The sequence below is a fragment of the Yersinia ruckeri ATCC 29473 genome (assembly GCF_000754815.1).
Taxonomy (GTDB): Bacteria; Pseudomonadota; Gammaproteobacteria; order Enterobacterales; family Enterobacteriaceae; genus Yersinia; species Yersinia ruckeri.
The window spans coordinates 2,576,896-2,589,785 of record NZ_KN150747.1 but is presented as its reverse complement, the minus strand read 5'-3'; the positions used below and the strand labels follow the sequence as shown (position 1 = coordinate 2,589,785).

Genomic DNA, 12,890 nt, shown 5'->3' with positions numbered 1-12,890 from the left:
GTTTATTTACTCTCACGTTTCATCGTAATAGGAAGAAGGGTGTCGGCATCATAGCGGCCAGTGCAATCGGCCGCGCCGGTCAAACCCTGTTTACACACCAGCTCCGGAATTTGATAGCGAGAACCGTCGCTACAGCGGGCTTTGGTACGGCTATTGATCACCAGATTACCGGACTGCATCAACCCAGCGTGGATATCCACCCGACAACTGATATTGTCGCCATAGGTGATTCTGGCGCTACCTTTGCCGTCTTTAATTTGGTATTTCAGTACCGGTGGACGGCCAGTTACGGGATCTTTGATATCCAGATTCGCCCGCCAACGGCCATTGAGGAATTTGGTTGAGCCGATTTTTACCGCTTCAGGCGGCAATACTAGCGCATCTTTAGAGACCGCCACCGGTAGCGAAACCGGTTCAGCGGCAACCGGCGCGACGACTGGCGCAACCACAGTGGCTTTGGCCACCGGCAATGCGAGATGAGTATCAGCCTCCGCCAGCGATTTTTTCAACACCGGCGGCGGCACGGTTTTGCTGGCTACCGCGACCGGTTTACTCAGCGATTGAGCTGTCGGTTGTTGCGGTTGGGCTGGCACTGGCGTAGGTTTTGTCCCTATCAACTGGAGTGCGAATACGGCGGCTAATGCAGCAGCGGGAACCAACAACCATAAACGCAGGCGTCGCCACCGGTTTGGCGCAGACTTAACTGCATCAACCGCTGCGGTATTCGTCTCCATCGGCGCTTTTGCCACGGGCAACACTGGCGCGGCCTGACTCGGTACTTTAACCGGCACTGTTGCTTTTATCGGCGCCGGTGCGGCGGTTAATGTCATTTCCACTTTGGGTTCATCTGCGGTGGCGCGTAAACAATCCAATGCATCAAGACGAGATTTTTTATCTAGGTCGACGAAGCCCCAGAAAGTGATAACCGGTTTCCCGTCCACCAAATAGACATGATTTTGATCGGGGAACTGAAACGCCTTAGATAACAAGGCACCGAACAATTTGTGGCCGGTTTTTTCGGCCTGTAGTGCGCGTTGACCGATCGCCGCTACGGTGGCCTGACACATTTCCAATTGTTTGATCGCGCGGGTACGTTCGCCATGACTGGCGGCAATCCATGACGTCACTTTACCGGGGATAGGCGAATACCAATCCATCCGATCGCCATCTTCGTTGGGTTGAGGGATTGCCAGGCAATCAGCAATATGTTGCTGTTGTTTCAGGCGTAAAGCCTCCCGTAGTTGAAGTGCTGACGCAAAAACTGGCTGCCCATTTTCACCGAGGGCAAGCATGTCATCCAAATTTCCACTACGTAAAAATGATTTTGCCACGCAAAAGGGACCCTTTGACAGAGAGATCTAACGCAGAAAATAATGTGTTATCTGCAACAGCGGATACTTTAATTGCTATTAAGGCCAATCAAACGGCTGAATAGGTGGCAAAAGCGGCTCTTTTTTACGGGGTTTATTACTTTGCTCCAACGATCCCTGTCGAGTCTCTGGCTCTTTGCAATGGTATTTTCTGATGCTCAATCGGCATAGTTGATCCACCATAAGGTGTTTAAATAGGTTTGATTTGGTCACGCCATAGTGGGGGCAGCATAAAATTTTATTACCGGGAGACACAACACTCACCAGAGTGATCACCGAGCTTCGTGAGCGAGCGGTTACGATCAGTAGATTTCCCGACGTTTAGCGTTTCCCAAAAACAGACTATCTGAGTAAGCTGGCTAGATTGCTGTCATTGTTGCTTAAAGAGGATATTTTGAATAATACACAGAATCCCATCTATCTCAGTGCATCTGAGGCACTTGACCAACTGGAAACGCGGTATGAGTCGGCACTGGCAGCCTTACGCGAGGCCATCAGCACTTTTGTTCGTGACGGTTCGTTACCGGATGTCGCAAAACGAGCCGCAGGATTATTTGCTTATCCGCAACTGAGCGTGAGCTGGGACGGTCAGTTCCGCGATAATCCACGCACTCGCGCTTATGGTCGTTTTTCGCGTATTGGCCAATACAGCACGACCGTGACTCGACCGGCACTATTTAGAAATTATCTCACCGAACAATTAACCTTGCTGGAAATACAGTATGGTGCCAAATTCGAAGTGACACCGTCACAACAAGAAATGCCTTATCCCTTTGTCATTGATGGCTCGGATCTTATTCTCGACCGCACCATGACTGCTGGGCTGGCCCAGCATTTTCCTACCACCGATTTGGCGAAAATTGGCGATGGGATCACCGACGGATTAGATATTGGCACCGACAGTTTTCCGCTGTCGCATTTTGATGCGTTGCGCACTGATTTTTCACTGGCGCGCCTTAAACATTACACCGGCACACCGGCTGAACACATCCAACCCTACATTTTATTTACCAATTACAGTCGTTACGTCGATGAGTTTGTCAGTTGGGCCTGTGAGCAGATCCTCGATCCAGCCAGTCCTTATGATGCCTTGTCCTGCGCTGGCGGCACTTATATTACCGCAGAGAATGCGGACCCACAGAAAACCACTTCTGATTTGGCATGGAAAAAACATCAGATGCCGGCCTACCATCTGATCGCTGCCAACGGACAGGGAATTACGCTGGTGAATATTGGCGTTGGCCCATCTAACGCTAAAACTATTTGTGATCATCTCGCGGTGCTCCGTCCACATGCATGGCTGATGATTGGCCACTGCGGCGGATTACGTGAAAGTCAAGCGATTGGCGATTATGTATTGGCGCATGCTTATCTGCGTGATGACCACGTTTTAGACGCGGTGCTGCCACCGGATATTCCTATTCCCAGTATTGCCGAAGTACAGCGGGCATTATATGACGCGACCAAAGCAGTGAGTGGTATGCCGGGGAAAGAAGTCAAACAGCGATTACGTACCGGAACGGTCGTCACTTCTGATGATCGCAACTGGGAATTGCGGTTTTCGGCCTCGGCATTGCGCTTTAGCCTGAGTCGTGCCGTAGCCGTTGATATGGAAAGTGCAACCATCGCCGCTCAGGGCTATCGCTTCCGCGTGCCTTACGGCACGTTACTCTGTGTTTCTGATAAGCCGTTACACGGCGAAATTAAACTGCCCGGTCAGGCCAACCACTTTTACGAAGGTGCCATTTCGGAACATTTGCAAATTGGTATCCGCGCTATCGGCTTATTGCGAGAGGAGGGCGATCAACTGCATTCCCGCAAATTACGTACTTTTAATGAACCGCCATTCCGTTAATCTTATTTTTTAGCGCGATGTACGTTGCCGCTGGCTCGGTTTGATCCATTCCGAGTTGGCGGCTCATAGCGTTAGCCCGAAGATATCGTCGCGCAGCGAGGAGTAATAAATAACAGAGAAGGGCCGAGTATTAAGAGCGCTGTAATAAATCGGAGTATTTTATCAATAATACCTGTAGCTTTTCTCGCTCTTCTACTGTGCTGCGATAAAGCGTCTCATATAAGTTATTTAATCTTTTTAACTTCATGTTTGAATCATGAAGATCCCGTTTGAGTTTTATAATTTCTATTTTGCTCGGGTCTTCAGTTTTTCTTTGCAGAAGGAGTATTGTTGATTTAAGTTCATTATAATTAGTTTCGATAGCATCTTTTTTCTGCTGTAACTGTTCACATTCAGACTTTATTTTTTTGCTATAATCGTGAGCCAGGTCTCTTTCCTTACGTAGCTCCTTACTTCTTGATAACAAAGAGTTATACTTGTTGATTAGCTCAATTTCTCGCTCTTTGTAATACATGATTTCGTCATGCTCATCATCCTGAACACTTTTATAAACGATACGGTCACGATAAACGACATTATCGGAATATATTTGTTCCAAAGATAAACCTTCATTCCTTATCAAATTAGCCGCCATAATAAACGCAGTATAGGCTTCTTTCTCACTGGTATTATTTACTACTTTTGATAGGATTTTTTTTATCTTCTCGATTCGCATGGCTATCATTCTTGAGGATTTTATCGATGCAATATATCACTTACCTCTAGTGGTTGAAAGGGGGGATCAATGCAAGCCCAGAATGCTATTATGGCACCCGAATCTGATTCAGTTTACCCTCGGTTGGGTTTGCGTTAAGGCTATTGTTTTATTCTTATTATTTGCATTAGCACGCAGTATTATATGGCTCACTAATATTTTCAGTATTATTTGTATGTAATAAATTGGCGTTGCCAGTCATGTGATGGGTGGTGAAATCTGAATTTTTTATCCCGATGCCAAATGAATGAACAGCTGGTGATAAATCGATAGAAGTCGTGACGCTGCAAATGGCAATCAGTGCCAGAGCTAAAAGTAGAGGCTTGTTGGGTGCCACCATGACGGTAGTTTTTTTACTTTGAAATGTCGTCATGGCTGTTTTGGTTCTGGCCAATCCATTTAACCGTTAGCTAAGACTGATTGGCATTTTATTGATATCGCGATATGTGAATGGATTGCCCAATACATGTATTGCAAGATTATAGTAAGAAAGGTGAGGGTTGATGTAACTGCGTGGCACTGGCGGGTAATGGTCAGGCTGCTGATGGATTCAATTTAACATAATATACATTATGCGCACCAAGGTAACCCTAGGCTAATATTCAGATTTAAGTCTTTATCAGGTTTATCAGGTTTATCAGGTTTATCAGGTTTATCAGGTTTATCAGGATAAATTCTTCATCTGTGCGCATCCATTGTCACCGGATAGTTTTGGGATTTAATCGTCACAAAATGATTTTTATCATATTCAACTTCATTAGTTTTTTCGTTCCACCAAGATTCCAGTTCCAGCAAGAATGATGACTGAACTGCGCTTAGCTGTACAGCCATCAAATTCGTCTGCTGGTTCACAGATTCTGATAACTTCTATCTCAATATTTTGCCGTGTACTGACTCAATTTTTTCACTGTATGTCATGCTGGTTTGTTCTTATCGCACTCTGATAAGGGTTCGCTTGATGCTAGCGACCTGCGTCCCTGAATCCAAGTCATCGCATTTTTTCACTATAGCGTTATCATATGTTCAATATTGTTGCTCCATTCGGATTATTATCTACAAATACTCATCTTTTAGGATCGCGCTACGTAAAATCTGGCAAACTGCCAGTACATTTACCCACAAGAAATCACCTATCATCATCATGAATGGTATGAAAAACAAGCTAACACCCTTTTGTATTAGCTTATTCTCAGCCATTAAATAGTTTATCTATCTATAAATAGCCATTGATGATTAATTTATCGTATTGATATTAAAGGGTTATTTTACTATTGCTTATGTGCACTGATAAAGAATATCAAATCAGAAATGACTTTCTGTGATGATAATAAATCCATTTCAACCTGTCCGTGACTGCGCATTTCAACCCGCTTATAACCCATCTTCTTGAGGTGAGTGATAAAGCTCGGGGGATGACAGAAACCCGTCCAGGGTTCACGAATCTCCGCGAGAAAGCTGACTACGCTGCTGATCATCGATGCCTGTGGATGGTCAGCATTATTGAAAATATTTTTATTTAAGATATCGATATTCAGGCTGACAAGGTTAAGACGTTCAGTAAGCAATCTTATTACTCGAATGATATTTCTTGGCGTCACATAAAAACTACCACTCTCCCATATCATGTGTGTTTTCCTTTTGAGTGAAAAACCCGCATCGACTAATTTCCTCAGTACTATATCGATTGGAAGACCGGTAAAGTTACAGCGAATAATTTTCGCCTTTGGTGCAATACCATTGGTGATATAGAGATTGTTGATAAAGGATGCATTGATGTCTAATCCGTACACTTCTTTATGGTTCAGTAGAGACAGACGGTTTGCTTTTGTATCCAAACCTATACCCAAAATAAGTAGTTGATCAAAGGTATCGCTGTTCTTGGTGATCTCACTGCAAAAATAATAATTTCTTGCCTGGATATTCGTTGAGAACATTCCTCCCGTTACAGCGTTAATGTAGTTAGCTGTGAGTTCGGCATCTTTAACATTATGGCTGATTAATTTCTGTGAAATATTATCTTTCATTACCGTTGAGCGAATAAAAGATACCGCAAGCATGGTTTTTATTTTTTCAATTTCCACATTTATTTACCAAAGATGAAAAGATTCACATTATCTCAATCAATAAATCAAATCTATAATCCATGTTGTATTAAATTTGATGGTGTACAATCATATTTAATACATTTTTATTAAATAATTAGCTATGCATTATTTTAAACTTCAGTTTTTTAATGTGACGGGCACTCATAGATATATAAAAATACTGAAATTAAATTAAGTAATGCTGATTTTATATATTTAAAAATGCGGCTTGCTCAGTATGTAAAATTAAACTAATGTAAATCCCAATCAGCTAAGCTGGTTAGATATATGAATAAGTAATTAAAGCTATTCACGCTATAACAAGGAGTAGATATAAATGGAAAACGCTCAGGTTATTAACATTGATTATAATTCCTATCGTTCTGTGAAAGGGTTCAATAAGCGCGTAAGATTTCTTATACTTCACTATACCGTAGTCGATTTTGTTGGTGCGATAACTGTATTAACGGGGAGTACGGTCAGTTCACACTATCTTATTCCTGATCCCACCGATCCTGGATATATAGCCGCAGGTTTTGATGGTTTGCGTATTTTTAATCTGGTTGATGAAAATGATCGGGCTTGGCATGCAGGTATCAGTCATTGGCACGATAGAACAAATCTTAATGACAGTTCTATCGGGATCGAACTTGTTAATCAGGCCATTGATAATAAAGGGAGTTTTACTTTCCCACCCTACAATGATGAACAAATAGAAGCGCTAAAAGATTTGGCTTTTAATATCTTGCAACGCTATCCTGATATTACGCCTACACATGTGCTGGCACATTCTGATATCTCTCTCGGTCGGAAAAGTGACCCCGGTGCCGCATTTCCTTGGTATGAACTTTATATGTGCGGTATAGGAGCCTGGTATGATGATGAAACAAAAGATAAATATGAGTTGAAATTCTCAAAATGTATTCCGCCAAAAAGTGAAGTGCTGCATTTATTTAAGACCTATGGCTATGATGTCTCACACGCAGAAAGCGATCTTGGATTGGAAATTTTGGTGCGAGGCTTTCAACTTCATTTTCGTCCTGAATGTTACGATGGTATCATTGACAGTGAAACTATGGCTATTTTGGCCGCATTGGTGGAAAAATACTTCCATCAATAATCAACATCAGCCTGCGTTAGCTTTTTATCGTTTAATTAAAATAATATCAGAAAATTTACATACACAACATTACCCATCATTTTCAGTGAAAATAAATTAATTTATTTTTTTGATATGAAACATATATATCAGTCTGGCACCCGTGTTTTTTGGTGCCAGCATCAATTCTATTTTTTATTATTGATCATAATCCTTGCGACATGAAATTTTCAGAGTAAAAAATCGGCTTTTAATTTAATATTCCACAGTAATGCTTCTCCGCACGGGAAATACCTCTCTGGTATTAGCATCTTATTTTTATATGTCAATCTAGCGTTAGTCTATTCCCTGCCCTTTTCTTTCGCCCTGCATTTCAGTAATGGCGAGTAAGGTAATAATGGATGGATGGTTGCCTATTATCGGTGTATGTTAATGATATAAAATGAGTTACCGGCATCATTTTCATTATTGAGGAAACGAACATGATTGTTTTTGTTACTGGAGCCACCTCCGGTTTTGGTGAAGCGATTGCCCGCAAATTTATTGGCCACGGCCATCAGGTTATTGCGACTGGCCGACGTCTAGAGCGGCTTGATCAGCTAAAACTTGAGTTGGGTGAATCTTTGCATACTCTGCGTCTGGACGTGCGTAATCGCGCCGCTATTCAGCAGGCTATCGATGAACTTCCGCTCAATCTGCGAAATATTGATGTGTTGGTTAATAATGCCGGGCTGGCGCTGGGGCTAGAACCTGCCCATAAAGCCAATGTCGATGACTGGGATACCATGATTGATACTAATACCAAAGGTTTGGTCAATATGACTCGCGCCTTGCTGCCAGAAATGGTCAGCCGCAATATCGGTCACGTGATCAATATTGGTTCCACGGCAGCCAATTGGCCGTACGCAGGCGGCAATGTTTATGGTGCGACGAAAGCTTTTGTCAAACAATTCAGCTTAGGACTACGTGCAGACTTACAGGGTACACAAATTCGGGTGACAGATATTGAGCCTGGTTTAGTCGGTGGCACCGAATTTTCTTCCGTTCGTTTCAAGGGCGATGCTGATAAAGTCAGTAAGACCTATGACGGCGCCAATCCGTTAATGCCTGAGGATATTGCCGAAGCCGTTTACTGGGTTGCCACCCTGCCAGCTCACGTTAATATCAACACGCTGGAAATGATGCCAGTGAGCCAATCCTTCGCTGGTCTGAGTATTCACCGCGAGTCATAACGATTGATTATGGAGCGTAGCTTGGCTACGCTCAGGCTGCTGACAAACCGCGGTTTTGTGATTTCTGGTGGAGGAAGACCCGTATCCACACCAGAAATGGCGCAGAACGAGCCTACAAGGACGTATTCACAGCGCCTTGACGACCTGTCGGTTTCACCGCGGAAAGCACGTTGTTATTAACCTCAGCGTCGCTTTATTTTCTAGACGTAACTCTGCCGCGCCCGATTAATTTACCCGCCATCCGATAACAATAATCAGCATACCGATCAATGCAATACCTGCGCCCAGCCAATCAAAGGTCGACAGTTTTATTCCGTCTACGACTCGTAACCAGATCAACGCCGTTACCACATAAACCCCACCATAAGCGGCATAAACGCGTCCGCTGGCGGCTGGGTGTAATGTTAATAACCAGACGAATATTGCTAGGCTGGCCGCTGCTGGCAACAATAGACCAATCGATGCACCTTTTCTTAACCATAAATAAGGCAGAAAACAGCCAATAATTTCAGTCAACGCAGTAGCGAAAAAGAGTAATAAAGTTTTTAACATAAAGGCTGGCTTGCTCTCTAAAGGTTAAATGAGGTTACAGTAGTGAGTACAGAATCCTGGTGCAATGGTATAGTTTACCCATGTATTTGATCGTGTAAACAAAGTGAGCTTGCTCATCTTTCGCTAAGGACTTAATCATGAAAACTCATCGCCTGCATGCCGCAATGCGTGCTTTATTACCCATCGCGGTTTTAATGCTGCCTCTTTCTTGGTCTTCCGCCGTCTTAGCGCAATCAAGCTCTTGTACCCAGGGCAGCACTTGCGTCTCTGTTGGCGGCAATAATGCTAACGATCCTCTGGCCAAAGAAGAGGCTCGCCAAAGTAAAGAGCAATGGGATGAAACCCAACGCCTGCGTAAAAAAGTGAATAATCGTAAAGAAAAAGATTTTGATAAATATGATGTCGCGCAAGATGCAAAAGACCAATGTTTGAGTAGCAGTAATTTTAATGCTTATTGGGAACCCAATACGGAGCGTTGCCTGGATCGTCAGAGCGGTCACAAGATTAATCCTTAACTCCATGCTGCGCGATTTTATACTTATACTGGGAGTTAAAGTTGGCTGAACGGTTTATTAGGTATATAACCTATTTACTCTACATAAGGATTCACTGATGAAAAAGTCACTTATTATTGGTACGTTATTGCTGGCAATGGCCCCTCTAGCGGCACAGGCATCTTGCGAAAGCGTGAAAGCGGATATTGCGCAAAAGATCATAAACAACGGTGTACCTGCATCTGATTTTACGCTTGATATCGTTCCCAATGATCAAGCAGAAAAAAGTAATGGTCAGGTGGTTGGGCACTGTGAAAACGACACACATAAAATCGTATATACCCGTATAAATAATGGCGAGTAAATAACGGGCATTTTAATGATTTCCGATTTCAGGCATCCAGGTGGTGCCTTTTTTCTTATCCTTATCCGCAGTTGCCCTTTTCCGCTTATTTGTTTGGTTTCACTTTAACGTTTTCACTAAATTTTCACTAGCCATTGGTTTGCCCGCACGTAACAATGGCGGAATAAATATATCCGGTTAACTGGCGAAGCATGAAACAACCTGTACACCCGTATTTCTATCGCGCCATGCTGCGGCGACTATTAATCGCAATGATGTTAGGCGTGGCTTCAGCGGTGATTGTTTGGCTATTCCATCGCGCCATGCTGGGTTTAGAGTGGTTGATGTTTGCCCGAACCGATGGCAGTCTGGTCGCGGCCGCCTCGTCAATCGATGGCTGGCAACGCGCGGTAGTCCCAGCGTTGGGTGGTTTGGTAGCCGGTTCTCTATTGTGGATTTTTCAGCGTTATCGTCATCAGCGACCAGCGGCACCCACCGATTATATGGAAGCGATCGAGACCGGTGATGGGCGGCTGGATCTATCGGCCAGTTTGGTGAAATCACTGGCTTCACTGCTGGTTGTTTCCAGCGGCAGTGCCATCGGGCGCGAAGGTGCCATGGTTCTGCTGGCCGCCCTTTTCGCTTCGGTTTTTGCCCAGCGTTATGCCAAAGCCAGCGAGTGGAAACTGTGGGTTGCCTGTGGTGCCGCGGCCGGTATGGCCAGTGCTTATCATGCACCGCTGGCAGGCAGCCTGTTTATCGCCGAAATTCTGTTTGGTACTTTGATGCTGGCCTCTCTTGGCCCGGTGGTGATTGCCGCAGTGACTGCGTTACTGACCACGAATCTATTGTTGGGAGAACAACTTCCCTTGTATCAGGTGCAGCCGTTGCCCTCGCCGCTGCCGATTCAGTATCTGCTCATGGCCGTATTGGGCGTGCTGGCTGGATTTTGTGGGCCATTATTTTTAAAAGGTATGACCGCCAGCGGTCATGCTTTTCGTGCTCTGCATCTGCCCTTGCCTTTGCAACTCGCATTGGGTGGCACGATCGTCGGCTTACTCTCGCTGATTTTTCCACAGGTTTGGGGCAATGGTTACAGTGTGGTGCAATCAATGTTAACGGCATCACCGGGAATATTATTACTGGGCGGTATTTTGATCTGTAAACTGCTGGCGGTATTAGCCAGTAGTGGTTCCGGCGCACCCGGTGGCGTATTTACCCCAACACTATTTATTGGGGCCGCATTAGGTATGTTGGTTGGCCAGCTACTCACTTGGTGGCCTTTACTGGGTGAGCATGTGGCGTTGTTAATGGCGCTAACCGGTATGGCAACTTTATTAGCCGCTACCACTCACGCGCCGATCATGGCCGCGCTGATGGTATGTGAAATGACTGGGGAATATACGTTACTGCCGGGACTATTATTATCCTGCGTGATAGCAACGGCCATTGCTCGCTGGTTACGGCCAATATCCGTTTATCACTCAGAGTCGTTCATCTGTCATAATCATCAGAATTAAAACCGTTTAGGTTACCGTTCTGACGATTGATTTAATGCATTATTTATTCAGTAGTGAAAGATCGAGATATTTAACCAAATCACGCTGTTCAGGACGAGGTAAATACGGTAGTTCACCTAGCTGAGGAGCGGGTATTTTTTGCCGTAATACATCAATGGTTTCCGCATAATGTGCCAGTCCAGGGTTAATTCGGTTGGCAACCCAACCTAATAACGGTAATCCATCGTTAATAATTGCCTGCGCGGTTAATATCGCGTGATTAATACAACCGAGTTTAATTCCGACGACTAAAATAACCGGCAGTTTTTCTTTGACTACCCATTCGGAATAAAAACGTTGATCATTCATTAATACCTGCCAGCCACCGCAGCCTTCTACCACCACCGTGTCAGCCTGCTCTGACAGGAAGCGTAAGCCTTCACTCATCCGGTCATAATTGATCAGGGTTTCAGTGCTAGCATGTATCACTTCTTCATGCAGTGGAAATGGATTTACCGCTGCATAATCCAGGTCAATCGATGAGGATGCCTGCAACACCAGTGCATCAGCGTTGCGTAGTCCGTCCGGCGTTTCTTTACTTTCGGTCGCCACCGGTTTGTATCCTGCCGCAGTCTTACCGTTCTGACTGAAAGTTTGCAGTAAAGCTCGAGATACCACCGTCTTACCCACGGCGGTATCTGTTCCTGTAACAAATACACGCGTTAACATAAAGGAATTACTCCGCAATTTTGCCGTTTTGACATCAACTGTTTCAACTTAAAATAGTCCCGCCAAAGGGTGGCGAAATTGTCGATTGGGTTAAAAGTCTAGGCGATGCCAGCACAGGACAGCTTGCGTTAGCGCAATGTTTTGCCGAACGGGAATGTTTTTTTTGAAATAGCCGATAAAAGAAACGGCTATTTTGCGGGGGATCTTGATTACTACCTATTAATAATTAACTCTAAATTATTAAGCTGAGGTGATTAGCCCTGAAGTAGCTTCACTAATAATGAGCCATTATATAATGCCTCTTTGACCAGTGCCGCACCGGGCATTGTGCCTTGATTATAAAATTGGGTGGACTCTACCTGAATATTTTCACTGTACGCCGGTAATGCCTGCTGACGGATACAGGATTCTATCGCTGGATGTAAAATAGCGGCGGCTTGATTTAGCGGTGAACCGACCAATATTTTTTCCGGATTAAATAAGTTGACCATAATAGCAACGATACGACCCACGCTATGACCCACATCCAGAATAATATCTTTGGCAAGTTGATCGCCCGTCATGGCCGCAGCACAGAGCGAATCCACCGTTAGCGGCGCGCTATGTAGTAATGAACTCATGGAGCCTTTCAGGCGTTGTTGGCTAGGCGTAAGGATTCGTACGTAAATGTGTAAGATCGCCCTCTAGCCTTCGCCACATCTGGCCTGTCAGAATATGGTGATAGTTGAACGTTACAAATACTACTGAGTTTCGTATCCGTCAGTGTTGGTACTATCCATTTCATTCACCTGCTTTTTTCGCTCACGTTTGACTATTCCCAGTACCGTATTTTTACTCAGATCCAGATGCCGGCCAATCTGCCGGTAGGACTGGCCTTCA

12 protein-coding genes and 1 pseudogene are annotated in these 12,890 nt (G+C 44.5%); 6 read left to right on the top strand and 7 right to left on the bottom strand.

Features of this window, described 5'->3' with window-relative positions; translation table 11 throughout:
- Positions 1-2 precede the first annotated feature (2 nt).
- Positions 3-1,331: an SrfA family protein gene (locus DJ39_RS11480; RefSeq protein ID WP_004717438.1), complete on the bottom strand. Its 1,329-nt coding sequence runs from the start codon at positions 1,329-1,331 to the stop codon at positions 3-5.
- A gap of 433 nt (positions 1,332-1,764) precedes the next feature.
- On the opposite strand from DJ39_RS11480, the gene DJ39_RS11475 reads away from it, so the two are divergent.
- A complete protein-coding gene (locus DJ39_RS11475; RefSeq protein ID WP_038251383.1) occupies positions 1,765-3,225 on the top strand; it encodes an AMP nucleosidase in 1,461 nt (486 codons plus the stop codon).
- 130 nt (positions 3,226-3,355) lie between these two features.
- Here DJ39_RS11475 and DJ39_RS11470 read toward each other — a convergent pair whose 3' ends face one another.
- The 3 genes from DJ39_RS11470 to DJ39_RS11460 form a co-directional block, all read right to left on the bottom strand.
- Positions 3,356-3,940, bottom strand: a complete 585-nt coding sequence (locus DJ39_RS11470) for a hypothetical protein (protein WP_038242590.1) — start codon at positions 3,938-3,940, stop codon at positions 3,356-3,358.
- A 166-nt stretch (positions 3,941-4,106) separates the two neighbouring features.
- Positions 4,107-4,352 carry a hypothetical protein gene (locus DJ39_RS17960; RefSeq protein ID WP_139240418.1) on the bottom strand — a complete coding sequence of 82 codons (246 nt, stop codon included), beginning with the start codon at positions 4,350-4,352 and terminating at the stop codon, positions 4,107-4,109.
- Between the two features lie 895 nt (positions 4,353-5,247).
- Positions 5,248-6,060, bottom strand: a complete 813-nt coding sequence (locus DJ39_RS11460; protein WP_004717428.1) for a class I SAM-dependent methyltransferase — start codon at positions 6,058-6,060, stop codon at positions 5,248-5,250.
- Between the two features lie 340 nt (positions 6,061-6,400).
- Here DJ39_RS11460 and DJ39_RS11455 point away from each other — a divergent pair, with 340 nt between their 5' ends.
- Together DJ39_RS11455 and ydfG are read left to right on the top strand one after the other, a co-directional pair.
- Entirely contained in the window at positions 6,401-7,183 is a 783-nt protein-coding gene (locus DJ39_RS11455) for an N-acetylmuramoyl-L-alanine amidase (RefSeq protein ID WP_004717426.1), read from the top strand.
- Positions 7,184-7,644: 461 nt separating this feature from the next.
- Positions 7,645-8,394 (top strand): bifunctional NADP-dependent 3-hydroxy acid dehydrogenase/3-hydroxypropionate dehydrogenase YdfG, encoded by a 750-nt coding sequence (gene ydfG / locus DJ39_RS11450; RefSeq protein ID WP_004717424.1) that lies wholly within the window; start codon positions 7,645-7,647, stop codon positions 8,392-8,394.
- A 225-nt stretch (positions 8,395-8,619) separates the two neighbouring features.
- Here the strand turns inward: ydfG and DJ39_RS11445 are convergent, their stop codons facing one another.
- Entirely contained in the window at positions 8,620-8,946 is a 327-nt protein-coding gene (locus DJ39_RS11445; protein WP_004717423.1) for a YnfA family protein, read from the bottom strand.
- Positions 8,947-9,083: 137 nt separating this feature from the next.
- Between DJ39_RS11445 and DJ39_RS11440 the strand changes: the two genes are divergently transcribed.
- The 3 genes from DJ39_RS11440 to clcB all read left to right on the top strand — a co-directional run bounded on the left by DJ39_RS11440 (position 9,084) and on the right by clcB (position 11,303).
- Entirely contained in the window at positions 9,084-9,461 is a 378-nt protein-coding gene (locus tag DJ39_RS11440; protein ID WP_004717421.1) for a DUF1283 family protein, read from the top strand.
- Between the two features lie 97 nt (positions 9,462-9,558).
- Complete coding sequence (locus tag DJ39_RS11435) at positions 9,559-9,804, top strand: DUF1161 domain-containing protein (protein ID WP_004717420.1); 246 nt, start codon at positions 9,559-9,561, stop codon at positions 9,802-9,804.
- A 191-nt stretch (positions 9,805-9,995) separates the two neighbouring features.
- On the top strand, positions 9,996-11,303 hold the full coding sequence (gene clcB / locus DJ39_RS11430; protein ID WP_004717419.1) for a voltage-gated ClC-type chloride channel ClcB: 1,308 nt from the start codon (positions 9,996-9,998) through the stop codon (positions 11,301-11,303).
- Positions 11,304-11,342: 39 nt separating this feature from the next.
- Here the strand turns inward: clcB and bioD are convergent, their stop codons facing one another.
- Together bioD and DJ39_RS11420 are read right to left on the bottom strand one after the other, a co-directional pair.
- On the bottom strand, positions 11,343-12,011 hold the full coding sequence (gene bioD / locus DJ39_RS11425; protein WP_038242582.1) for a dethiobiotin synthase: 669 nt from the start codon (positions 12,009-12,011) through the stop codon (positions 11,343-11,345).
- A 254-nt stretch (positions 12,012-12,265) separates the two neighbouring features.
- A pseudogene (locus DJ39_RS11420) lies at positions 12,266-12,667 on the bottom strand (ROK family protein); the annotation flags it as partial.
- Between the last annotated feature and the right edge of the window lie 223 nt (positions 12,668-12,890).